Source organism: Cytobacillus sp. GQ23 (assembly GCF_059758675.1).
In genome coordinates this window covers 16,455-36,064 of record NZ_JCAXER010000001.1, presented here as the reverse complement: position 1 = coordinate 36,064, position 19,610 = coordinate 16,455, and the positions used below count along the sequence as shown (strand labels likewise).

The following is a 19,610-nucleotide window of genomic DNA, read 5'->3' as shown; positions in this document are numbered from 1 at the left end:
TCATTCCTCCCCGTTTTTATAAAAACAGCGCTTAAGTATCTCCTTATAGCTGTCCCATTCGTTAAGAAGCTCGACACCGACACCCTCAAATGACTTGACCTTTGCGATTTGCATTTCCCCAAAGCCGGACATGGTCCAATTCAGGATGTTCATCGCTTTTTCAGGTTCGATCCCGTCCTGAAGCTTTGACCAGTCGATATTTTCATAAATTCTTTGCCAGCCGTCTTTTTGGATGCTGGAAATCATTTGGCTTATTTCGGACCTTACTTCCGGAGACTCTTCAGCGACCAGCGATTTTAAGAAATCAAATACAATCGGATATTTCCTTTGGATCTTAAATTTAATGGATCCAATTTGGCTGATTCTCTCAAAAATGTCTCGTTCATTCAGGTCTATTTCTTCATAAATTTGTTCAATCGTATTCACTGACTGCTGAATCAAAAAGAAATACAAATCCTTTTTATTAGTGAAATAGTTAAACAATGAGCCTTTGCTTATTTGGGCATCCTTTACGATTTCATTTGTAGATGCTTTCTCGAACCCGCTTTTCACAAACTCCTTCATGGACGCATTGATGATCCGTTCCTGTTTTTCGGGTTTCAAGCTGTAAAAAGTAGTATTAATTATATTGCACCCCTTTCAGAAAGATGACCAAAGTGGTCAATATCATGATATAAAAAATGACCACTTTGGTCAATCTCAAATTAACAAATTTTATCAACTTATTATTTTTAGTTTTATTCATATTTACACGGGGATACAGTTAATAATAGGAGGTGAAAAAAGTGACAATCATTTATTACAAAGCGATGGAGGCTTTCAAAAAGGATGCTGAAAATCAGAAAAAAGAACAACAGCAGCAAGAACTTCTTAATGCTAAAAAGAAGTAAGATCCCCTGCATCTCTTCATCCTTTTTGGATGATTTTTTTTGCCCATATACTAAATGGTTTCTCTAATGATTTCCAAAAGCCTCTTATGTTCTGCATCTGATACATTTTCCCATAACCTTGCTGCCGCTATAATAGGCATCCACTGAAAGATTTCGTTTCTTGATATACCGGTAAGACTGCAATAAATATGAACATACCTTTCTGCCAGCTTGACGGAGGCTTCCGATATCAATAGATAAGTACGGATGACATCCGCACGGACATCGCCAGAGCTCGAATCAACCCAATCAATAACAGTGACAGTACTTTCACCTATAATGATATTAAAAGGATGAAAATCTCCATGGCATAATCCTGGTTGAAACATGATTGAATCCAGTTTTTTCAGCAGATTTCTTTTCTGAGCCTGATTCAATGTTTCTGCTATTTGAATCTGTTTGTGCAGTTTGTCAGTCATAGACCCTATTACAGATGGATCAGCCGGCATAGCATGGATTTTTAGCTGCGTTTGTGCACATTCAGTTAAATAAAGGTCTGCTGATTCCATATTATTCAGTATGAGTTCACCTGCTGTTTTCCCTCTTACATACTCCATTATTATGGCCTGTCTGCCCTCAATTTTGGTTACGTTAAACACCTTGGGAACAGGAAGCCCGGATGAAAACGCATATTCCTGCTTGTTTGCTTCGTGTATATGTTCTAAAGGAGGTAAATGCTCTTTAAATACTTTCATAACCTTATCCTCAACTTGATAGATTTCAGCTGTATTTCCAACAGCGATTGGTTTGCCCAAGTTCACCTGTTTTCTCCCCTTGTTTAATAGTCTGTTAAGATGATTCGATCTGACTTGATCTGAATCCTCCCTGCAAAGAGATGCATGCGCTGAAACTTGACTACCCGAAAAACTTCCTGATATCCTAAGTCCGTTGTAAATGTCCTGTATTTTGGAGGGTTATTTTGAAAAACATTTCTGGAAACATCTATTTTTATATCATTTTGGCCATATGTATAGCAGCCTCGGTGCTGTTTGTACAAAATAATGATTCTTTTTATGAACGCACGATCGCGAAAGTGAAGGAAGTTCAGGTTGTTCAGTCTGAAAAAACAACAGATATTTATGATAACGAGGACCGTCTATATGAACAGCGGATCACGGCAGAAATTACAAATGGAAAGGCAAAAGGACAGGAGATTCTCTTAACCAATCAGTATTCAAAATCCAAAGCTTATGACTATGAAATTCAGTCAGGGCAAAAATTATTTGTGTCTATTAAAGATGAGGGTGCTGACCATTTAAGCGGAGATATGCTTGATCTGAAACGAGACCATTACATACTGTTGACAGGATGGATCTTTATTCTGATCCTGCTATTTGTCGGGAAAAAGCAAGGTCTTTTTTCGATCATCAGCCTAATCATTAATGCCGTGCTGCTTTCCTATGCGCTGGATATCTATCTGAAGAATCCGGAAATAAGCCTGCTGCTGATAGGCAGTGCGGCTGTGATCCTATTTACCGTCACCTCCCTTCTGCTTGCAAATGGATTTAACGAAAAAACCTATGCAGCCATTATCGCAACACTTGCAGCAACATTCTTATCGATATTGATCACCTATCTGGTCATATGGCTAACTGGCGGGAAGGGGCTAAGATACGAAGAGCTCCAGTTTATCACCAGGCCTTATCAGATGGTTTTCTTAGCCGGATTATTTATCGGCTCGCTGGGGGCGGTTATGGATGTGGCCATTACGATGTCATCTTCACTGTTCAGCTTATATGAAAAAAACAACAGCATTCCCGTGCAGGCCCTTAAACGTTCTGGAATGGAAGTGGGCAAAGATATTATGGGCACCATGACGAACATTCTGTTTTTCGCCTATATCAGCGGCTCCCTTCCTATGCTTATTCTTTATATTAAAAATGATTCGCCCCTCGGGTTCAGTCTATCGATGAATCTTTCACTGGAATTAGCACGGGCACTGGCCGGAGGAATAGGCATTGTAATGACCATTCCGATTGGCTTGTATACGGCCATTTATTTTATTAACAGAAAGAGGGCACAAATATGAATACAATACTGGTGCTGGCTGCGATCTTATTTATTCTGATGACCCTTATCGGCGGCCAAAAAGGAGCCCGGTCCTTTTTGGCGATTTTCCTTAACTTCGGGGTGATCATTTTCGTCCTTTTCTTCATGAATGATCCAAACATCAATCCGATCGCCGTTACTTTAATAGCCTGTGCCTTCATTAGCTGTGTCAATTTATTTTTTATTAATGAAGTAAACATCAAGACAATAACCGCATTTCTCTCTTCCATCATCACGACGGTCGTTCTCATTGCATTCATTGTCATCATGGCAGAAAAGGCGATGATTCAGGGATTTGGCGAAGAGGAAATCGAAGAGTTAAGCATTTTTTCCCTTTATATCGGAGTTGATTTTGTGAAGGTGGCTGCGTCGGTCATCATTATGAGTACAATTGGCGCCATTACGGATGCAGCTATGGCCATTTCTTCCCCCATGAGGGAAATACATTATCACCACCCGGATATTAGCAGAAAAGACTTATTCCAAGCAGGCATCGGAATCGGCAAGGATATACTCGGAACAAGCACCAACACGTTATTTTTTGCCTTTTTCGGCGGATATTTGGCACTGCTGATCTGGTTTAAAGACTTATCCTATACACCAGGTGAAATTATCAATTCTAAGATTTTCAGCGGCGAGATGATCACCATTTTCTGTGCCGGGATTGGTGTTACCATGGTGATTCCAATTACTTCCTGGATTACCGCCATGTATTTAGTGAAAAGAGGAAATTCTGCTGAATAGCATGAAATGTTGGGGTGCGGGGCCATTAATACAAGGATGAATTGCCTATTTCTTACAGATAATGGTATTTGATAAGGAATATCGTCCATACTAGGAAAGAGTAAAATGAGGTGAACCTATGCACTGCATCCTTGTATTATTGGTTGTCATTCTTTCTTATATAAAAGGCGACTGGAAAAATTGGGAGAGATATTATCCGACCATGCTATATATTTCCGTGGCCTCTTTCATATACGAATTTATTTCCCACAGCCATTTTCATTTATGGGAGCTTGAAGAAGGGATATTGGATCTGATGGGCACCCACCTGGTGCATAATATCGTGATTAATCCGCTAATCGGCTTTGTGTTTTTATCAAATTATCCTAATAAACCGAAAAGTAAAATCTGGTATTATGCACGGTGGATGGTTTTATTTTGGGCGGCTGAATGGCTGGCGTCCCGCTTTCACTTCATCAGCTACCATAATGGGTGGAATATCTGGTGGTCTTTCCAATTTGTCGCCATTATGTTTCCGATGATCCGATTACACTATCTCCACAAATTAAGGGCACTGATTCTTTCTGTTCCGATTGCTGCCTTTTATTTGTTCATGTTTGATTTTCTATAGAGTACATGCGGTTTGAGCTTGATTAGCTTAATTAGAAGTTATTTACCTGCCGTTTTCCCCTTAACCTGCTTAAGGGTCGCCACGATCAAGAAGCTGACTATCACGAGCAAAAGCCAGGAGCTCACCTTTCCCAGATGAACAAGACTCCATGCATCCGCTTGATTGGGGTATTCCCAGGCACTAAAGAATGTCGCTATATTTTCCGCTATCCATATGAAAAATCCGATTAGCACAAAAGATAGAGCAAGCGGCATTCTGTATTGACTTCCGCCTACCTCGTAGCTGACCCAGGATTTCCAAAAAACAATCAGGACCATTCCGGATAGCCACCAGCGGATATCGATCCAATAATGATGGGTGAAAAAATTCAAATAAATCGCAGCGGCAAGAGGCACTACTGCCAAAAATGGCGGCCAATTGACCAGATCAACCTTCAGCCTCCTCCACGCCTGGCACAGATAACTCGCTACACTCGCATACATGAATCCGCTGTACAAAGGAACTCCAAACACTTTGGAATACCCCTCCTCCGGATAAGCCCATGAGCCCATATGCACCTTAAATAATTCCAGTGCAAGGCCAATAATGTGGAACAGCGTGATAACCTTTAATTCATCCTTTGTTTCAAGCCCCGATTTTACCATCGCCCACTGCATCAGCAGACAGATGATCAAAAGCCAGTCATACCGCGGTAAAATAGGCATCGGCAGAAATTTCGTTAAAGCTAAAGAAGCAAAAATGACAACAGGAAACCAGCAGGACAATGCCTGCTCCCAGCCGAAACGAAAGAGCTGCTTTAAGAGTCTCACCGGCTGAGCTTCCATTTTACGAATAGTTAAATGCATGTTACTCACTCCTTTTACCCAGTCCCACGCCTTTTAAGACAATCCGCCATACCATTTAATCGTCACTGCGGTATTCCAGGATATCGCCAGGCTGGCAGTCCAGTGCTTTGCAAATGGCCTCCAAAGTGGAAAATCTGATCGCCTTCGCCTTTCCATTTTTCAAGATAGAAAGATTGGCCATGGTGATTCCTACATTCTCTGAAAGTTCCGTTACACTCATTTTCCTTTTTGCCAGCATCACATCTAAATTAATTATGATTGTCATGTTCTCACCTCAGACCGTTAAATCATTTTCTGATTTGATATCTATTGCCTCTTTCAGGAGTTTCTGCAGAACAGCTGCAAAAACGGCAATCACCATTGAAGCAAAAGGAACAACCAATCCGACGAAGATGACCCCTGGGGCGTCGTCTAGTTCTGCAAAAATATAGAAGAGCGGCAGCACCAGCACATGCAAACAGGCAATCAGGATGGCACAATATTTAATTTTCTTTAATGCGGCGACAGATAAATCAGAGAAAGCTTTATTTTTATCAATGTAGCGCAAAAGCTTGAAAGCCTGGTAAAGCGCATAATAAAAAGGGATCGTCGACCCATAGAACACGATGTAAACCCAATATTGAAAAAATGCAAACTCCGGCAGCATTTTCCCTGCCTCTTTTCCCAGTTCTGGCACAAGAAAAATACACAGTAAGAGAATTGGAACTCCTAAAAGAATAACGGCTATTTTTAAAAAAAGCGTTGTAACCTTTTCCATATAAAACACCTCATTTCTTATTTTCAATTTGATTTTAAACTATAATTTATCGTTTTTCAATAAATTTTTAACGTTTCTTATTATTATTTTGTTGATAAATAAAAAACATCACCCCTTTTAGGATGATTTTTTATTATTTATACACATAAAAAACCAAATTCAAAAGTTTGAATTGGGTTTTACTTATTTGGAGTACCTGGAGCATAGTAATACGGCGGCACCTTCAGCCATCCCCGCTTTTTCATCAGTGTTTTTAATGTGCCGCCAAATACCGTCCATTCTAAAAAAAATTCAGTCCACATATTGCCTACATCATTTCGGACAGAGTCTGATTGTCCTTTGGCACACGCTGTGGAACACGTCACCAATTTAAATGCGACGCCATTAGTAATTTCATCATCCGTAAGCTTTACTCCTAATGGAACCTCATTTGGAGAAGTATGCGGTTTTGCCGATGCTGTATCTGGCAATGGAATTCCTTCTTTTCTCATAAAGGCACTTATTTTTTTGACCTGGGACTCACATATTTTTACTACATCGTTAAGCATTTCTATCACTTCATCATCTGTCGTCGTATTAAATCCAATTTCTTCGTACCGTAAAAATTCTTCCACTAAGGTTAAATACGACCATATATCCCCAACTTCTAATACATGCAAGGGAGATTTAGGTTCGTTTGTATTATCCAGGGCAACTCTGAGCATATTAAAAATTGCTTCTAAAGGATTTGCCATTTTCTTTACCTCCTATCCTGTATAGGTTGTGTATAGGATTAGAAAAAATTCATAACTTCCGTTAGATTCAAGCAAAGCCTTTGGAAAAGAAGAATCTTATAGTGAGGGAGATTAGTCATGGGGTTTGAAAAAGGACTGGACCAATCTGAACAGGCATATGAACAATACTCAAGAATAAGCTCCTACTTCGCGAATATCGTGAAGGACGAATTTCTCTTTACATGGCAATGGTGGCTCGGACTTGCCTTGTTTATCGTTCCCTGGCTGATTTGGTTCAAATATCGAAAGAAAGACAGCACCGGACGTCTTCTCCTGGCTGGATTGTTGATCATCATCCTATCCCTGACCATAGACCTGGCAGCACTATCATTAGGGTTATGGACCTACCCGATGACCATTATTCCCCTGGCACCTTTTCTATTTTTGCCGTATCACTTTTCATTGGCCCCGGTAGGTGTAATGGCAGCCCTGCAGATAAAGCCGCAAATGAATACATTCTTAAAAGGGATCATCTTCTCTGCCATGGGGGCTTTCGGAGGAATGAATTTATTTAATGCCCTTGATTTTTATAATCCCAAAAGCTGGTCCACTTTATATGACTTTTTCATCTTTCTCACATTATATTACTGCGGGTACTGGATAACGAGAATCGAGAATTTTCAAGAGCTGAAATAAGAAGCTGAAAAAGACTTTCCTTCAGATCAGAAAGTCTTTTTTTTTATTGATATTCCGCGGTACAGCATCCGTTGTGACTGCAGGCCCCCCTGCCAATTTCCCGAATGAAGCAAGGCTTGAGGCAATCAGAAATTGTGCACCATAGTAAGTAGTCATGATCAGCACATCTGAATAAACAATATCTGTGACAAACATATTCCAAGAGAGGATGGAATCAGAAATTACAAACAATAAGCTTCCCGCAATAGCCTGCCTGTTTCCAGTTAGGATAGCTGATAAAGCCATTATGGAAATAACGAGCATATAAGCAATCACCGGACCAACTAATGCATGTTCCCCTTTCTCATTTAAAGAAGCTAAAAGCCCGCTGCCAATGATCAAAGAATACAAACCGATCGGTATAATGGCTGCAAGACGCCGCTTTGTCGTCTGAGCCAATTTCAAAAACCCAGATAAATAAAAAAGATGGCCAACCAGAAAGGCCCCAAGTCCGGCAGCAAATGAGACGGCAATGAACCCATCCCCGAGCATGCAGAAAAATAAGCCCGTCATCACTAAACGCATGGCAGGCGTTGGGCTGTGCGGGAGATGACGGAATGCATAAATAATGATGAGTGCCATAGGAATCAGCTTAAAGGTAATTTTGACTGCCAATGGCTCATGAGGAACGATGAAAATATATAAGAATGCCATCAGTCCAATTAAGAAAGGAATAAGCAATTTTTTCAATGATATCCATCTCCCTGTGTTTGAATGGAACCCGCGCTTTAGAAAAGCGCAATTGGTATGCTCTTATTTTATTCGATAAAGAATTAAGGAGTCCTTCTCTCTATGTTTGACATTGATCAAAGATAAAAAATCTTTCTTTTCTCGAAATACTTATAAAAAACACTCATATTAAAGTAAATAATTAGGAAATATAGACATAACATGCAGTTAAAAGGGGTTCATTTGCCATGGAGGAAAACAGGATAAAAGATTTCGATCATATAGTCCAAATGGGTAAAAAGGGACAAGAAGCTCTAAATGATTACTGGGTGGAACACAGCATTTACACTTCTTTTGAATACTGGTTTATGATTATGCTATTTTTAGTCCCTCTCATAGTGTTATATTTCAAAATTGATAAAAGTAAACTGTTTTTCATGGGATTCTATGGTTATAGCATTCATATGCTATTTGGCTATATCGACTTGTTCAATAAAAATTACGGGCTGCTGAATTATCCATTTCCTATGATTCCAATGGTTCCAGGTTTATCCCTTGACTCAAGTTTTGTTCCTGTCACCTTTATGCTGGTTTACCAATGGACATTGAAGCATAAAAAAAATTACTATGTTTATACTGGGCTGACCTCTGCTGTTTTAGCCTTTGCTTTTAAGCCCCTTCTTACGGGTATCGGTCTTTTCAAGCTATATGGGAGCACGAATTATTTATATCTTTTTGTATGTTACCTCGTCGTAATTATATTAGCTAAGGTGATTATGAACGTTTTTTTATGGACAGAGCGTAAATTTAATCACCATGGTCATGTAAAATAACCATGAAGGATTACCATAAAAAAAGCTGCCGTAAATGGGCAGCATTTTTTTATGTATATAACCAGGCGGCTTATTAGCCTTCCAGCTCAGGTAAGTTTTGATTTCCTTTCAATCGATCCACAATTTTTATAAATCCAACAAACCCTCTAATAGTGAACAAGGTGAAATTCACACTGCCAAAGGTGTGGAAAATAGACCATTTTTTCCACTTGAACAGTCTGGTGTTTTTCTCCATGTACCATTGGGCAATGCTCATTGGAACACTGAAAATTAAGCTTTTGAGCAGGATATTTCTTAACTTGTCATGGTAAGAGATCTTAACCCAAATCACACTTAAAAGCGGGAAAAATAAAATATCATAAACCAGGTTAGTCTTGAAAATCTTTGGAAAAGGACGGACCGGATATTCAACCCTTTTCGTTCCAACAACATAGGCATCAACCAAAGTGGCCAAAACACCTTTCGAGAAGAATACAAGTAAAGTCTCTCTCATTTTCTTCCCTTTAAACATAAAAGGAACTGACACAATGCATAATCCAAGAAGCAGGTTTAATAATTTTTTCTCCATTAAGATCAGCCTTTCCTATTGCAGATATTAATAAATTCACCCATTATGAATTCATTTATTCCTGGACCTGGTATTTGTGTCTGTTTGTAAGCAAATATTGCTCCTGATTGATTTTTTCATGGGAGTGGTCAGGGTTCGGACTCTAACTAGGGTTATTCCGCCTTTTGTGTCAGAAGGTAGACCAGGTTCCGACTCTAACTGCCGGTTTCTCGCTTTTTATGTCAGAAGTTGGACCAGGTTCCGACTCTAGCTAGTGGTGTCTCACTTTTCGTGTCAGAAGTTGAACCAAGTTCGGACTCGAGCTGCCGGTTTCGCGCTTGTTGTGTCAGAAGGTTGCTCTGCTTCTGACTCTTACCCGCGATTTTCCCCCTTTTGTGTCAGAAGGTAGGCAAGGTTCCGACTCTAACTGCTGGTTTCTCGCTTTTTATGTCAGAAGTTGGACCAGGTTCCGACTCTAACTACTGGTTTCTCGCTTTTTATGTCAGAAGGTAGACCAGGTTCCGACTCTAACTGCTGGTTTCTCGCTTTTTATGTCAGAAGTTGGACCTGGTTCCGACTCTAACTGCTGGTTTCTCGCTTGTTGTGTCAGAAGTTGGACCAGGTTCCGACTCTAACTGCTGGTTTCTCGCTTTTTGTGTCAGAAGTTGAACCAGGTTCCGACTCTTACTGCTGGTTTCTCGCTTGTTGTGTCAGAAGTTGGACCAGGTTCCGACTCTAGCTAGTGGTGTCTCACTTTTCGTGTCAGAAGTTGAACCAGGTTCGGACTCGAGCTGCCGATTTCTCGCTTGTTGTGTCAGAAGGTTGCTCTGCTTCTGACTCTTACCCGCGATTTTCCCCCTTTTGTGTAAGAAGCTAGATCAGACACCGACTCAAGCTGACGGTTTCTCGCTTTTTGTGTCTGAAGTTAACCTAAGTTGCGACTCTAACTCACTATTCCCATCCTTTGATGTCCGAAGCTACCTAATCCTGTCCCTGTCAAAACAGACACTCGTAAGCTGTTCGGCTTCTAAGGGCAGGTCTCAGCCAGAAAAGCCGCGCCAATGCCATAAATACAACTAACCCTGTTCCCATCCTCCCCCACTTTTCATAAAATAGTCCAGAGCTAACTATGGGAGGGGCACATCTGTGACAGTATACAAAGTTTTCCACGGAACCAATTTATTTGCCGCTGCACTTGTTCAACAGTATGGTGTCAGTCTGGAAGCACAAAGATTGCTGACGGATTTCGGAAAAGGGCTGTATCTTACATTCAACTTCAAGCAGGCAGGCAGATGGGCAAGTGTCCGTGCAAGGAACCTGCAGGTATCTGCGGAGTTATTGAAAAAGCTCGGCATCGAGAAAAAGGAATACCTTCATCATCCTGCAGCAAGGATCCCTACCATCATAAGCTGGGAAATTGATTTAGAAAAATTGACTCAGTTGAACGGGAGGATTTTCCCCTTTCCTGATCAGCCCTCATGGAAAAAGGAAAAAGCGATCTGGGAGGCCCTAGTCCTTAAATGCCGCAAAGGACATTCTCATAGTTATGATTTCGTTTATGGCCCAGTGGCAGGCGGACATTTTGAGCAAGAAGAAAAGCTGACAGTATCAAAAACGAAAGATCAATTATCCCTCCATTGTGAACAGGCCATACAATGTCTATCAAACATGAAAATCATCCCCGTCCTGGTTGAACAAGATTACAGGAAGCACGAACCGGAACTATGGAGAAGAATTCAAATGGCTTGCCTGGAAATACAGCCAGACGGATTACTCATGATTCGCTCACTATCAGATTCCTGGATTTCTTCCATCCACCCCAGCATGCTCAGGAGCGAATCACCTTATTATTGGGCTTTTAGCCTATTAAATGGAACAAACTCTTTATGGCACGATCAGTATGAATCCTGGCTTTTGCAAAAAAGAAATACCTCTATTTCTTTTTAAGAAATTCCTCAAACAGCTTACAATCTTTCACTGTACAGGACGTGACAAGCTTCTTTCCTTTTTCAGTATTAAAAATATAATAATTATCAGCGAGGTCCCGGACCTGGATAAACGTTTTTGGAACCAGCTTATGTGTATTCGCGATGACTTTATCGGGAACAGCCCTTCCATCCTTCCGCGCCCGCTCAGCAGCGCGTTTCCTGGCTATTGAAAGTGAAGCATCTGCAATGTATAAATGAATGCCATACCCAGCCTTTTTCAGTTTAGTAAACAGGCTTTTATATTTTTTCGGCTTCGCCATTGTGCTTTCATAAACAAAACTCCTCCTTTTCTGAATCAGCTGATTGACCAGTTCATCACGAATATCACAAGACTCTTTATGAACCAAAAGAGCCGCCTTCTGAGGATACGTTTCTTTATAGATTTGATATTCAGGAATATATAGCTTTATCTCATCAGGATCCACCTGCACGGCACGAGACATGAGGTGCTGGTTTTCTTTTACGATGGTTTCTCTAAGAACGGATTTTCCTGTGCCGCTCCCGCCTCCAAAAAAGAATGCCTGTGGATTAATCTCACTGCCCTGAAAAGTGTTCTTTTGAAGTTCGGCTAAAATTTTCTGATGCAAAGCCCTTCTACCTGAAAGATAAGCTCCGTCCGCTTTTGAAAAAAGTGTCTTCGTATCTTTTATATTTGAGCTTTTCCCGCCCCTTGCATCCTTGTAAAAGATTTTTCCCATCCAGTTGCGAAATAGCAAATCAATCACCTCAGAAAAGCTTATGTATGCACCAAGAATGTATATGCAGTAGAACTGCACTAAATAAAAAAGACGCTTTCTCATAAAGAAAAAGCGCCTCGCATTCATTCGGTCGGATAAAGTTCCTGATAGGTTTCTACTGTAAGTTTTATTAAATCCTTAAGTACATCAGTATTGATATCAGCTAATTTATTTACATATATACAGGCCTTGCTCTTCGTGTACTTACCGAAGCCCTCTAATAATTTTTCTCGCTCCTCACTTTCATAGGACAAATATAGACTTATTTTCGCCTTTCTTGGTGAAAACCCCGCTAAAGGTGCATCCCCTTCGCGCCCTGATGCATACTTATAGTGGTACTTGCCAAAGCCTATAATACTGGGTCCCCACATTTTTGCTTCGTACCCAGTTACCTCCTCGAAAATTTCTAACAGCTGATAGGCATCTGCCTTCTTCTTCTCATTTTCCACACTTTCAATAAATTCAATTACACTTTTATTGGTTTCTTTCATCTTCGGTTCTGACATTTATTCGCTCTCCTATTCACTGAGTAAGTGTATTTTCTAATCCTTCTTCATTTTTCACTAATATATTCGTTAGATATACTCCATTCTCCTACCTTATTTCACTATACCTCCCTTTTTGTCAAATAAAAAACCGCTACATTCGGCAGCTGATTCATGGAAAGATATTATAGTAATCCTAACTTGGAACATAAGCGGTAGAAATAATATAAACCGCTTAACTGTTTTTGATTGCGTTTATTTAAAAGCACCTGGCACTCCTCGATTATATCCTTTACCCCTTCAACATTGTAATCCTCCAGATTTCTGATATTTCTCTTTAATTGAACCACTTTGTTTGAATATACAGCACCTTGGGCCACTTTCATTAACAAAACCTTCATAACCTGGTACGAATTAAAGCAGCGATAATGATTAGTTCCCCTCTTCGATTGTATATACCCTTCCTTTTCCCAGTACCTAAGAGTTGAAGCTGGTATACTTGTGTTTAATGAAACATCTTTAATCGGAAGGAGTTTTTCAGAATCTAGATGCTGCAGGTGTTCCTTCACTTGTTCAATGAGAGCTTTGTCCTCATTAGCAGCTTTTTGCGCACTATTGATGATCCAAAGAGCCGCATCCAATTTTTTTCGCTGCAGGGCTTTTAGTACAGCTGCAGTAGTATCTATTCCAAACCCAGGTGACATGGCTACAATACATTCAAAATAGGCCAAGTGTTTCTCAGTATATATCCTATACCCAGCAGGTGAACGTGATGGTTTTGGCACCAATCCCCTCTTCTCATAGCTTCTTAGAGTGCTGGTGCTAATATTTAATTTTTTCGCGATATCTATCGGTCTCATATTTTTCACTGAGCACACCCCTATATTTGATAACTGTACTCCTTTATAAAGTTTAATAGAAAGATACTTGAAATTCCGCGTTATATTTTCAGAAACTTTAGAATTGGCTTTAATGTTGTAAAATTGATGTATAAGACAAAAATAGAGGGAGTTATTTGGCCATGACATACTCAGCCGCAAAAAACAATCTCTGAGGGCATGCATAAATTTATTGGAAAAGAATAGCTTTGAAAGGATGGCGATTTTTATGGCAAATAATCTGCATGGTCCAAATCTGGACGATATATATCCAATTAAAGGAAATCAGAAGGTGCAATTTATTAAAAATACAATTACAAAACCTAACATTCGTGCAGGTGAATACTCCTATTACGATACCAGAAATGGCGAAACCTTTGAAGATCAGGTGTTATATCATTATGAGTTTTTCGGAGACCAGCTTATTATAGGGAAATTTTGTGCGATAGCACCCGGTGTTACATTTATTATGAATGGAGCCAACCATCGAATGGATGGCTTCTCAACCTACCCTTTCAATATTTTCAAAAACGGCTGGGAGAAGTATACACCGACTTTGGATCAGCTGCCATTTAAAGGGGATACCATCATCGGGAATGATGTTTGGATTGGAATGGATACAGTTATTATGCCGGGGATTAAGATCGGAGATGGAGCCATTATTGCCGCCAAATCGGTGATAACGCAAGATGTGGAACCTTACACGATTGTTGGGGGAAATCCTGCAAAGAAAATTAGGAAGCGTTTTTCAGAGGAAATGATTGCTGAATTGATGGAATTGAAATGGTGGGATTTAGATATTGAGATAATTTCTGCTCATATTGATGTGATTGTAAATGGTGATTTAGAAAAACTAAGAAGTTTAAAAAATACTAAATAAGAAGGTTAATAGTTTTAATAGGGAGGAATATCAATGGCTCCATTTATTGTATTGATTGGTTCATTCCTGTTTTTTCGCTTAATTGGATTATTGGGTTTTGCTTATTTGGATGGCTGGGAACCTTCCTTGCGAATCGCTGTTGTTCTTATGTTCTTATTTGCGGCATCAGCGCATTGGGGAAAGCGGCGACCCGATCTTATCAAAATGGTGCCCCCTGCTTTTCCAAAACCAGGTCTCATCGTTACTATAACTGGAATACTCGAAATTATCGGTGCAATAGGACTGTTGATTCCAATTACTTCAAGCCTTGCTGCAGCAGGATTGGCTTTATTGCTTATTGCTATGTTTCCGGCCAACATTTACGCTGCTCGAAAAGGGAGCAGCATGGGCGGAAAACCAATTACTTCGCTTTTCCCTCGAACGATAATACAAATTATATTTATTACAGCTGTTATTCTTCTTATATAGCAGTAAAAACATCCGCCAGCTTTTGGCGGATTTTTCTTTCGGCTCTTTTCGCACAAATTTTTGCTATTTATAAAAGATTGGCTTTATAAGTTTCATGGTGTACCACTATTGATTTAACCTCTCCAGCAATGCTATAAAAAATCAAATACCATTACGGTTAACTTTCTGAGTTAGATTTCAGGTTGTCAAATATCATTCTATTTAAATAATCTATTTTGGCAACATCTTTATGATTGTTGTTATAAGCTCGATAACTATCCTTGGATGAAGATTCGTAAACGCGTAAATATTGTTTTGGATTTAGTAAATAATACTCTGCCTCTACATGGTGATGCATCTCTAAATGCTCTAACTGGACTCCCGCGAAACTTGGTAAGGTATCAATAATACCAAACTCAACAGATAATCCCTCTTTCGAAAACTCGTGTTCATGCAAATCTATCAAACGATATCCCAGTGAATTCATAATGCTCACGACATCATTCCAGTTATGTATATTTAATTCGGGTGGCACTTCCCATCCTCTTTTATCCCCAGGGATATGAATATCTAAATCTTGTGCATTCCAACTCTTTCCTGTAACAATCTCTAACCCAACTGATCCCATTAACAATGGTATAATTTCAATGTCATTGAGTTTCCTAGCGACTTTAATAAACTCATTAAACTTGTGATTTTCCATTTAACCCTCCATTTTTCTGCGTTTAGCTGTACGGCTATATATTGTCTTATACAAAAGCCTCAATCTTTACGACAAGAGCCTTCCTTCTAAGGCGCCGTTCCCTTTCACCCGATCCATCGCACTTAATTCAGAATCCTGGTTAAATATCAAAAAGGGCGCTTTCCCCATTGCGCCCCTCTAAAATCTTTTAAATTATAATAAAAAATACTAGTACTACCATTAATATTGCTATGATCACTGACAGCCAGCCAATCTTCATCCTGCTTAACAAACGATCAATGATAAAGAATAAGATAGCAGAACCAAGTCCAAAAACTTGTAATACGGCTCCGCAGCAGCAATGAATGATGAAGGAGGCTATCTCACGAGCAAGAGTTTTTTTAGCTATCACTCTGCTGAGCCAGTCACTGAAGAAGGAAGCTATAACTCCGTACGTAATGGCAAGCATTACGTTTAAATAATATAAATTTAAAAATAAATTTACAAATCGGTTCTCTTCAAACCCGCCAAGGATTGAAAAAAACAATGCAAATAAGAAACTGCTAAGAATAGCAGTTAATATTTTTCTCTTTAATATAATAGCTATTTCCCTCTCTCTACTGTCAATTCTGCTTCATTGTCCAGACAAGGAGCAGCAGAACTGTGCTGCTTTAAGACCAATCCACCCCAGCCCATGAGGATTGCAGCTTTCGCAAAAGAACAATTTGGCCGACATGATAGGTATCGTGCATCATGATATTGCTGAGTAGTCGCTCCATAGAGTTACTGTTGGCTGCATACGGAGCTTTTAACTTTTCATCATTAAGTTCTGCAATGACTCCTTTTAAATTACTCATAACTTCATTAAGACGCTGCACTGTCTGCGTCCATCCAAATTCGTCTTCTGGATCCCCCGGATTTCCAAAGGTTACTTCATTGTCTTCTGCCTTACGCGGATTCTCAGTACCCTTAATTCGATGGATTACGTCCTCATTCCAAAATATCAAGTGATTAACAATCTGCCAAATCGAATTGCTGTTTCCTGAACTTGTCCAAGCTGCCTCAGCTGCAGTGACTTCATGCAGCGCCTGATCTATAGATGCAAACCATTCATTCTCGTGCCAATGAATGTCGAGTTGTTCTTCAAACATGTTAGTTACAACTTGCATACAACCACTCCTCACTGTTAAGTGTAATCACAAAGTCGGTCCAAAAATAGGGTAAGCCTCTGGAAATCACTTTTTTCCATGCTTACCCCTATGACTTATTCGGCTCAGTTTGCTTTTATTCCTTCATAAGGACATTAATTTTTTTGATTTTATCACCACAGATAGTTGAAGATGGTTTTCTTAAAAAGCATAGCTTGCTTCAAATAGGAACCATGAACAACTTAAAATTTTTGCAGTGTCTGATTAAGAAGAAAAAGCTGCAAGTTAGGCTTCTATTAACTTCTAAAAAATCAGCTTATATAATACAAACCCAACGATTAATACAACGATCAGTACCGCTGTACCCTTCCACCCCAAACCGCCAGTTAAATCCGTTAAACTCCCATTGCTTCCTCTATTTAGTGAATCGTTTAGCGCAGAAGTTGTTTTTAATTCACTTTGTTTTAGTCGTTCTCTTTTTTCCTCCGGTGTTTCATCTCGATTATTCATAACAAACACCCCCTGCGAGCTGTTTCTAATGTGAATATATTCTGTATTTAAGCGCTTATACCTTTTATTCCAAGCCTGCCGATTTTCTCATTAACAAAGGCTGCCTGATTTGAGCAGGCAGCTAAGTGTGACACTCACACCACTTTTGAGAATACAAAAAAGACGCCTTCTTAAAGAAATGCGCCCGGTTGGATTATCCTGATTCACCTGAAGTTCATTCATTTTCTAATTGTTTATATATCAATTTTCTATAAAAATGAGAAGCCATTATGATAATGGAGTAAATAAGAGGTAAATTCAATGGATTTTTTATTTTCTCTAAATGCTTTCTAATTAAAAATAGATCAACCATCGACATAGTAAGAAAATTTAATAAGAGTGAAGTAAAGGTTGCTTTTTTAGTCCAGAAAGCAGTTGCTAAGGAAAGTAAAAAACCAAAGAAAGGGCCGACGATAAAATGTTCTTTCCACGATAAAAATTCAGGGAATCCATACCGAACCTTTCTGAGTAAAGCAAATAAATAAACCGTGTTCATCCATGTTACCTGGATAATGTTAAATAAAGAGATAAACATAATGAGAGGTCTTTTTTTCTTGAGCTGTTCATTCCAATAATCATTGCAGTAAAAAGAAATTAAAATGAAACAAAATGTATATCTCGTTTTCCACCACTTGTTTTTGAAAACACCCAAAAATATAAATAGCTTTTCGATTAGAACAAAATACAAGCTAAATAATACCTTCACCCTCCAGCCCAGGTTTAAAACGGTGATAAATAAGGCCGTTACAGGAACATAAAAAAACTGTGACCAAATGGCCCCGAAAATATTATCTAAATTTCTTTGTTTTATAAATTTGGGCTTGTAAACATATCCATCAAAAAGGGCTACAACAATATATTCAAAAATATAGGCCATTCCGGCGTAATTAAGGAAAAGGACCATGTCTCTCTTGCGGTTTCTGCTTTTAACCAGGGTTATAACAAGCATAACTAAATGGATACTTCCCAAAATAATATATGGATACTTATTTACTCGTCTTCTGCTTCTCATATTAGTCCAGCTTCCATTTAGAATTTGTTATATTTTTCTTCATTGGGATCTAATATATGTATCAATTTAATGCTGTGTTCTTTTTCCAATAGACTGCCCCGTTGTTCAAGAAAAATAAGTATTGCATACTCTTCTTCCAATGTAATATCAAATCCACCAATTTTCATTCTATCTGGTTAACTTTCTGGGTCATCCTTCTTACCCTGACATGGCTCCCCTTTTGTACAAAAAGAAAGTCCCCTGGATAAAGACTTACCCCTTATAACAGATATTGAAAAACCAACAGTCGGGCAATATAGGGGGTGATTTTTTATGGCCAAAAAGACCAAATCGCCAATGGGATTTGGTCTGAACGGCTTATTTGGCTTTTCCCTCTATAAAATCTATGCTTTATTATTTATCCCCTCTTAAAATAGGGACCTCTAAAGCAGGCAGGAACTCTTCGAATTCTTCTCTTTTGGATTCCAGCCAAGATGGCAGCATAAGCCTGCTGCCAAGCTCCTTTAGTGGTTCGTCAACCGTAAATCCTGGAGGGTCTGTAGCGATTTCGAACAAAATGCCTCCTTCTTCATGAAAGTAAAGGGCATTGAAGTAATTGCGATCCAAAATCTCTGTTGGATAATAGCCCTTCTCCTGAAGAAGGCTTCTCCACTTTTCATGATCCTCTTCGTCTTTAGCTCTCCAGGCAATATGATGAACTGTACCTGCCCCCATCAAACCTCGAACAGAGGGGGTAAGTTTTATATCGATTGTATTTCCAAGTTCAGCTTCTGATTTAAATCTTAAGAATCCCTCTTCCTGACCGAGGCATTCCAGCCCTAATACATTCTCAAGTACTTCAGCCGTTTTGTTTGGTTTTGCCGAAATCAGGGTTGCTCCTCCAAATCCTTTAATGGCTGCCTCTGGAGGCACGTCTTTAAAAGACCATGTGTTCAAAGGCCCCTCAGACCGCTCTACCAGTTCGATCTCAAGGCCGTCGGGATCCTGGAATTGCAGGTAGGTCTCACCGTAGCGGACCGTTTGTATAAACTTAACGCCAAATTGATTCAGCCGTTTTTTCCAGTGTTCAATTGAATGTTCAGGGATCACATAACTGGTCACCCCGACCTGGCCCGTTCCAATCCGTCCTTTTAGCTGCTTCTCCCACGGGAAGAAGGTCATTATCGTTCCAGGATCACCATTCTCATTTCCAAAATAAAGATGATAGACTTCCGGACGGTCAAAATTAATTGTTTTTTTTACTAGCCTAAGTCCGAGTACCCCTGCATAAAAGTCGATATTTCGCTGGGCATCGTTCACCATGGCTGTAATGTGATGGATACCTGAAGTGATTTGCACATTCATCCCTCCCCTGCTTTATGCGTGATTTAAAA

26 protein-coding genes are annotated in these 19,610 nt (G+C 39.5%); 8 read left to right on the top strand and 18 right to left on the bottom strand.

Annotation, left to right across the window (positions count from 1 at the left end):
* Both AC6CHU_RS00240 and AC6CHU_RS00235 read right to left on the bottom strand, forming a co-directional pair.
* Entirely contained in the window at window positions 1-603 is a 603-nt protein-coding gene (locus tag AC6CHU_RS00240) for a TetR/AcrR family transcriptional regulator (protein WP_498119543.1), read from the bottom strand.
* A gap of 337 nt (window positions 604-940) precedes the next feature.
* The gene (locus AC6CHU_RS00235) at window positions 941-1,690 is read right to left on the bottom strand and encodes an aminoglycoside phosphotransferase family protein (RefSeq protein ID WP_498119541.1); all 750 of its coding nucleotides are present in this window, start codon (window positions 1,688-1,690) and stop codon (window positions 941-943) included.
* A 155-nt stretch (window positions 1,691-1,845) separates the two neighbouring features.
* Here AC6CHU_RS00235 and AC6CHU_RS00230 point away from each other — a divergent pair, with 155 nt between their 5' ends.
* The 3 genes from AC6CHU_RS00230 (at window position 1,846) to AC6CHU_RS00220 (ending at window position 4,332) form a co-directional block, all read left to right on the top strand.
* Entirely contained in the window at window positions 1,846-2,958 is a 1,113-nt protein-coding gene (locus tag AC6CHU_RS00230; RefSeq protein ID WP_498119835.1) for a YibE/F family protein, read from the top strand.
* Complete coding sequence (locus tag AC6CHU_RS00225) at window positions 2,955-3,722, top strand: YibE/F family protein (protein WP_159865593.1); 768 nt, start codon at window positions 2,955-2,957, stop codon at window positions 3,720-3,722. Before AC6CHU_RS00230 ends, AC6CHU_RS00225 begins: the two co-directional genes overlap by 4 nt.
* Before the next feature lie 118 nt (window positions 3,723-3,840).
* On the top strand, window positions 3,841-4,332 hold the full coding sequence (locus AC6CHU_RS00220) for a CBO0543 family protein (protein ID WP_498119539.1): 492 nt from the start codon (window positions 3,841-3,843) through the stop codon (window positions 4,330-4,332).
* A gap of 38 nt (window positions 4,333-4,370) precedes the next feature.
* Here AC6CHU_RS00220 and AC6CHU_RS00215 read toward each other — a convergent pair whose 3' ends face one another.
* From AC6CHU_RS00215 to AC6CHU_RS00200, 4 genes are all read right to left on the bottom strand, one after another.
* Complete coding sequence (locus AC6CHU_RS00215) at window positions 4,371-5,141, bottom strand: DUF817 domain-containing protein (protein WP_201306546.1); 771 nt, start codon at window positions 5,139-5,141, stop codon at window positions 4,371-4,373.
* Between the two features lie 91 nt (window positions 5,142-5,232).
* A complete protein-coding gene (locus tag AC6CHU_RS00210; RefSeq protein WP_159865584.1) occupies window positions 5,233-5,442 on the bottom strand; it encodes a helix-turn-helix domain-containing protein in 210 nt (69 codons plus the stop codon).
* Window positions 5,443-5,451: 9 nt separating this feature from the next.
* On the bottom strand, window positions 5,452-5,934 hold the full coding sequence (locus tag AC6CHU_RS00205; protein WP_159865581.1) for a DUF2975 domain-containing protein: 483 nt from the start codon (window positions 5,932-5,934) through the stop codon (window positions 5,452-5,454).
* Between the two features lie 179 nt (window positions 5,935-6,113).
* A complete protein-coding gene (locus tag AC6CHU_RS00200) occupies window positions 6,114-6,668 on the bottom strand; it encodes a DUF3231 family protein (RefSeq protein ID WP_159865578.1) in 555 nt (184 codons plus the stop codon).
* Between the two features lie 117 nt (window positions 6,669-6,785).
* Here AC6CHU_RS00200 and AC6CHU_RS00195 point away from each other — a divergent pair, with 117 nt between their 5' ends.
* On the top strand, window positions 6,786-7,343 hold the full coding sequence (locus AC6CHU_RS00195) for a CBO0543 family protein (protein WP_498119536.1): 558 nt from the start codon (window positions 6,786-6,788) through the stop codon (window positions 7,341-7,343).
* Between the two features lie 21 nt (window positions 7,344-7,364).
* Here AC6CHU_RS00195 and AC6CHU_RS00190 read toward each other — a convergent pair whose 3' ends face one another.
* On the bottom strand, window positions 7,365-8,072 hold the full coding sequence (locus tag AC6CHU_RS00190) for a lysoplasmalogenase (RefSeq protein ID WP_498119534.1): 708 nt from the start codon (window positions 8,070-8,072) through the stop codon (window positions 7,365-7,367).
* Between the two features lie 227 nt (window positions 8,073-8,299).
* Here AC6CHU_RS00190 and AC6CHU_RS00185 point away from each other — a divergent pair, with 227 nt between their 5' ends.
* The gene (locus AC6CHU_RS00185) at window positions 8,300-8,884 is read left to right on the top strand and encodes a hypothetical protein (protein WP_498119532.1); all 585 of its coding nucleotides are present in this window, start codon (window positions 8,300-8,302) and stop codon (window positions 8,882-8,884) included.
* Window positions 8,885-8,957: 73 nt separating this feature from the next.
* On the opposite strand, the gene AC6CHU_RS00180 is transcribed toward AC6CHU_RS00185, so the two are convergent.
* A complete protein-coding gene (locus AC6CHU_RS00180) occupies window positions 8,958-9,452 on the bottom strand; it encodes a CBO0543 family protein (RefSeq protein WP_159865566.1) in 495 nt (164 codons plus the stop codon).
* A gap of 1,125 nt (window positions 9,453-10,577) precedes the next feature.
* Between AC6CHU_RS00180 and AC6CHU_RS00175 the strand changes: the two genes are divergently transcribed.
* On the top strand, window positions 10,578-11,378 hold the full coding sequence (locus AC6CHU_RS00175; protein WP_498119530.1) for a DUF3990 domain-containing protein: 801 nt from the start codon (window positions 10,578-10,580) through the stop codon (window positions 11,376-11,378).
* Here the strand turns inward: AC6CHU_RS00175 and AC6CHU_RS00170 are convergent.
* The 3 genes from AC6CHU_RS00170 to AC6CHU_RS00160 form a co-directional block, all read right to left on the bottom strand.
* Entirely contained in the window at window positions 11,365-12,117 is a 753-nt protein-coding gene (locus tag AC6CHU_RS00170; RefSeq protein ID WP_498119528.1) for a zeta toxin family protein, read from the bottom strand. The two genes, AC6CHU_RS00175 and AC6CHU_RS00170, sit on opposite strands and share 14 nt — an antisense overlap.
* Before the next feature lie 122 nt (window positions 12,118-12,239).
* Entirely contained in the window at window positions 12,240-12,662 is a 423-nt protein-coding gene (locus tag AC6CHU_RS00165) for a DUF1801 domain-containing protein (protein WP_159865557.1), read from the bottom strand.
* 164 nt (window positions 12,663-12,826) lie between these two features.
* Window positions 12,827-13,501 carry a MerR family DNA-binding transcriptional regulator gene (locus AC6CHU_RS00160; protein WP_236566228.1) on the bottom strand — a complete coding sequence of 225 codons (675 nt, stop codon included), beginning with the start codon at window positions 13,499-13,501 and terminating at the stop codon, window positions 12,827-12,829.
* Between the two features lie 247 nt (window positions 13,502-13,748).
* On the opposite strand from AC6CHU_RS00160, the gene AC6CHU_RS00155 reads away from it, so the two are divergent.
* Both AC6CHU_RS00155 and AC6CHU_RS00150 read left to right on the top strand, forming a co-directional pair.
* Window positions 13,749-14,399 (top strand): Vat family streptogramin A O-acetyltransferase, encoded by a 651-nt coding sequence (locus AC6CHU_RS00155; RefSeq protein ID WP_159865551.1) that lies wholly within the window; start codon window positions 13,749-13,751, stop codon window positions 14,397-14,399.
* Window positions 14,400-14,432: 33 nt separating this feature from the next.
* Entirely contained in the window at window positions 14,433-14,867 is a 435-nt protein-coding gene (locus AC6CHU_RS00150; RefSeq protein WP_159865548.1) for a DoxX family protein, read from the top strand.
* A gap of 157 nt (window positions 14,868-15,024) precedes the next feature.
* Here AC6CHU_RS00150 and AC6CHU_RS00145 read toward each other — a convergent pair whose 3' ends face one another.
* From AC6CHU_RS00145 to AC6CHU_RS00115, 7 genes are all read right to left on the bottom strand, one after another.
* Window positions 15,025-15,549 (bottom strand): phosphoribosylanthranilate isomerase, encoded by a 525-nt coding sequence (locus AC6CHU_RS00145; protein WP_159865545.1) that lies wholly within the window; start codon window positions 15,547-15,549, stop codon window positions 15,025-15,027.
* A gap of 187 nt (window positions 15,550-15,736) precedes the next feature.
* Window positions 15,737-16,075 carry a hypothetical protein gene (locus AC6CHU_RS00140; RefSeq protein WP_201306543.1) on the bottom strand — a complete coding sequence of 113 codons (339 nt, stop codon included), beginning with the start codon at window positions 16,073-16,075 and terminating at the stop codon, window positions 15,737-15,739.
* Between the two features lie 124 nt (window positions 16,076-16,199).
* Window positions 16,200-16,697 carry a DinB family protein gene (locus AC6CHU_RS00135; RefSeq protein ID WP_498119525.1) on the bottom strand — a complete coding sequence of 166 codons (498 nt, stop codon included), beginning with the start codon at window positions 16,695-16,697 and terminating at the stop codon, window positions 16,200-16,202.
* Between the two features lie 282 nt (window positions 16,698-16,979).
* Window positions 16,980-17,186 carry a DUF6366 family protein gene (locus AC6CHU_RS00130; protein ID WP_498119523.1) on the bottom strand — a complete coding sequence of 69 codons (207 nt, stop codon included), beginning with the start codon at window positions 17,184-17,186 and terminating at the stop codon, window positions 16,980-16,982.
* Between the two features lie 214 nt (window positions 17,187-17,400).
* A complete protein-coding gene (locus AC6CHU_RS00125; RefSeq protein ID WP_498119521.1) occupies window positions 17,401-18,102 on the bottom strand; it encodes a hypothetical protein in 702 nt (233 codons plus the stop codon).
* A 152-nt stretch (window positions 18,103-18,254) separates the two neighbouring features.
* The gene (locus AC6CHU_RS00120) at window positions 18,255-18,404 is read right to left on the bottom strand and encodes a hypothetical protein (protein WP_498119519.1); all 150 of its coding nucleotides are present in this window, start codon (window positions 18,402-18,404) and stop codon (window positions 18,255-18,257) included.
* Between the two features lie 226 nt (window positions 18,405-18,630).
* Window positions 18,631-19,581, bottom strand: coding sequence for a ring-cleaving dioxygenase (locus tag AC6CHU_RS00115; RefSeq protein WP_498119517.1), 951 nt, complete (start codon window positions 19,579-19,581; stop codon window positions 18,631-18,633).
* Window positions 19,582-19,610 lie beyond the last annotated feature (29 nt).

Bases quoted from the DNA above. Each gene is read 5' to 3' on its own strand.
- AC6CHU_RS00225 (WP_159865593.1), top strand. From the start codon at position 2,955: ATGAATACAATACTGGTGCTGGCTGCGATCTTATTTATTCTGATGACC.
- AC6CHU_RS00220 (WP_498119539.1), top strand. From the start codon at position 3,841: ATGCACTGCATCCTTGTATTATTGGTTGTCATTCTTTCTTATATAAAA.
- AC6CHU_RS00210 (WP_159865584.1), bottom strand. From the start codon at position 5,442: ATGACAATCATAATTAATTTAGATGTGATGCTGGCAAAAAGGAAAATG.
- AC6CHU_RS00205 (WP_159865581.1), bottom strand. From the start codon at position 5,934: ATGGAAAAGGTTACAACGCTTTTTTTAAAAATAGCCGTTATTCTTTTA.
- AC6CHU_RS00200 (WP_159865578.1), bottom strand. From the start codon at position 6,668: ATGGCAAATCCTTTAGAAGCAATTTTTAATATGCTCAGAGTTGCCCTG.
- AC6CHU_RS00195 (WP_498119536.1), top strand. From the start codon at position 6,786: ATGGGGTTTGAAAAAGGACTGGACCAATCTGAACAGGCATATGAACAA.
- AC6CHU_RS00185 (WP_498119532.1), top strand. From the start codon at position 8,300: ATGGAGGAAAACAGGATAAAAGATTTCGATCATATAGTCCAAATGGGT.
- AC6CHU_RS00180 (WP_159865566.1), bottom strand. From the start codon at position 9,452: ATGGAGAAAAAATTATTAAACCTGCTTCTTGGATTATGCATTGTGTCA.
- AC6CHU_RS00170 (WP_498119528.1), bottom strand. From the start codon at position 12,117: ATGGGAAAAATCTTTTACAAGGATGCAAGGGGCGGGAAAAGCTCAAAT.
- AC6CHU_RS00165 (WP_159865557.1), bottom strand. From the start codon at position 12,662: ATGTCAGAACCGAAGATGAAAGAAACCAATAAAAGTGTAATTGAATTT.
- AC6CHU_RS00160 (WP_236566228.1), bottom strand. From the start codon at position 13,501: ATGAGACCGATAGATATCGCGAAAAAATTAAATATTAGCACCAGCACT.
- AC6CHU_RS00155 (WP_159865551.1), top strand. From the start codon at position 13,749: ATGGCAAATAATCTGCATGGTCCAAATCTGGACGATATATATCCAATT.
- AC6CHU_RS00150 (WP_159865548.1), top strand. From the start codon at position 14,433: ATGGCTCCATTTATTGTATTGATTGGTTCATTCCTGTTTTTTCGCTTA.
- AC6CHU_RS00145 (WP_159865545.1), bottom strand. From the start codon at position 15,549: ATGGAAAATCACAAGTTTAATGAGTTTATTAAAGTCGCTAGGAAACTC.
- AC6CHU_RS00135 (WP_498119525.1), bottom strand. From the start codon at position 16,697: ATGCAAGTTGTAACTAACATGTTTGAAGAACAACTCGACATTCATTGG.
- AC6CHU_RS00130 (WP_498119523.1), bottom strand. From the start codon at position 17,186: ATGAATAATCGAGATGAAACACCGGAGGAAAAAAGAGAACGACTAAAA.
- AC6CHU_RS00125 (WP_498119521.1), bottom strand. From the start codon at position 18,102: ATGGCCTATATTTTTGAATATATTGTTGTAGCCCTTTTTGATGGATAT.
- AC6CHU_RS00120 (WP_498119519.1), bottom strand. From the start codon at position 18,404: ATGAAAATTGGTGGATTTGATATTACATTGGAAGAAGAGTATGCAATA.
- AC6CHU_RS00115 (WP_498119517.1), bottom strand. From the start codon at position 19,581: ATGAATGTGCAAATCACTTCAGGTATCCATCACATTACAGCCATGGTG.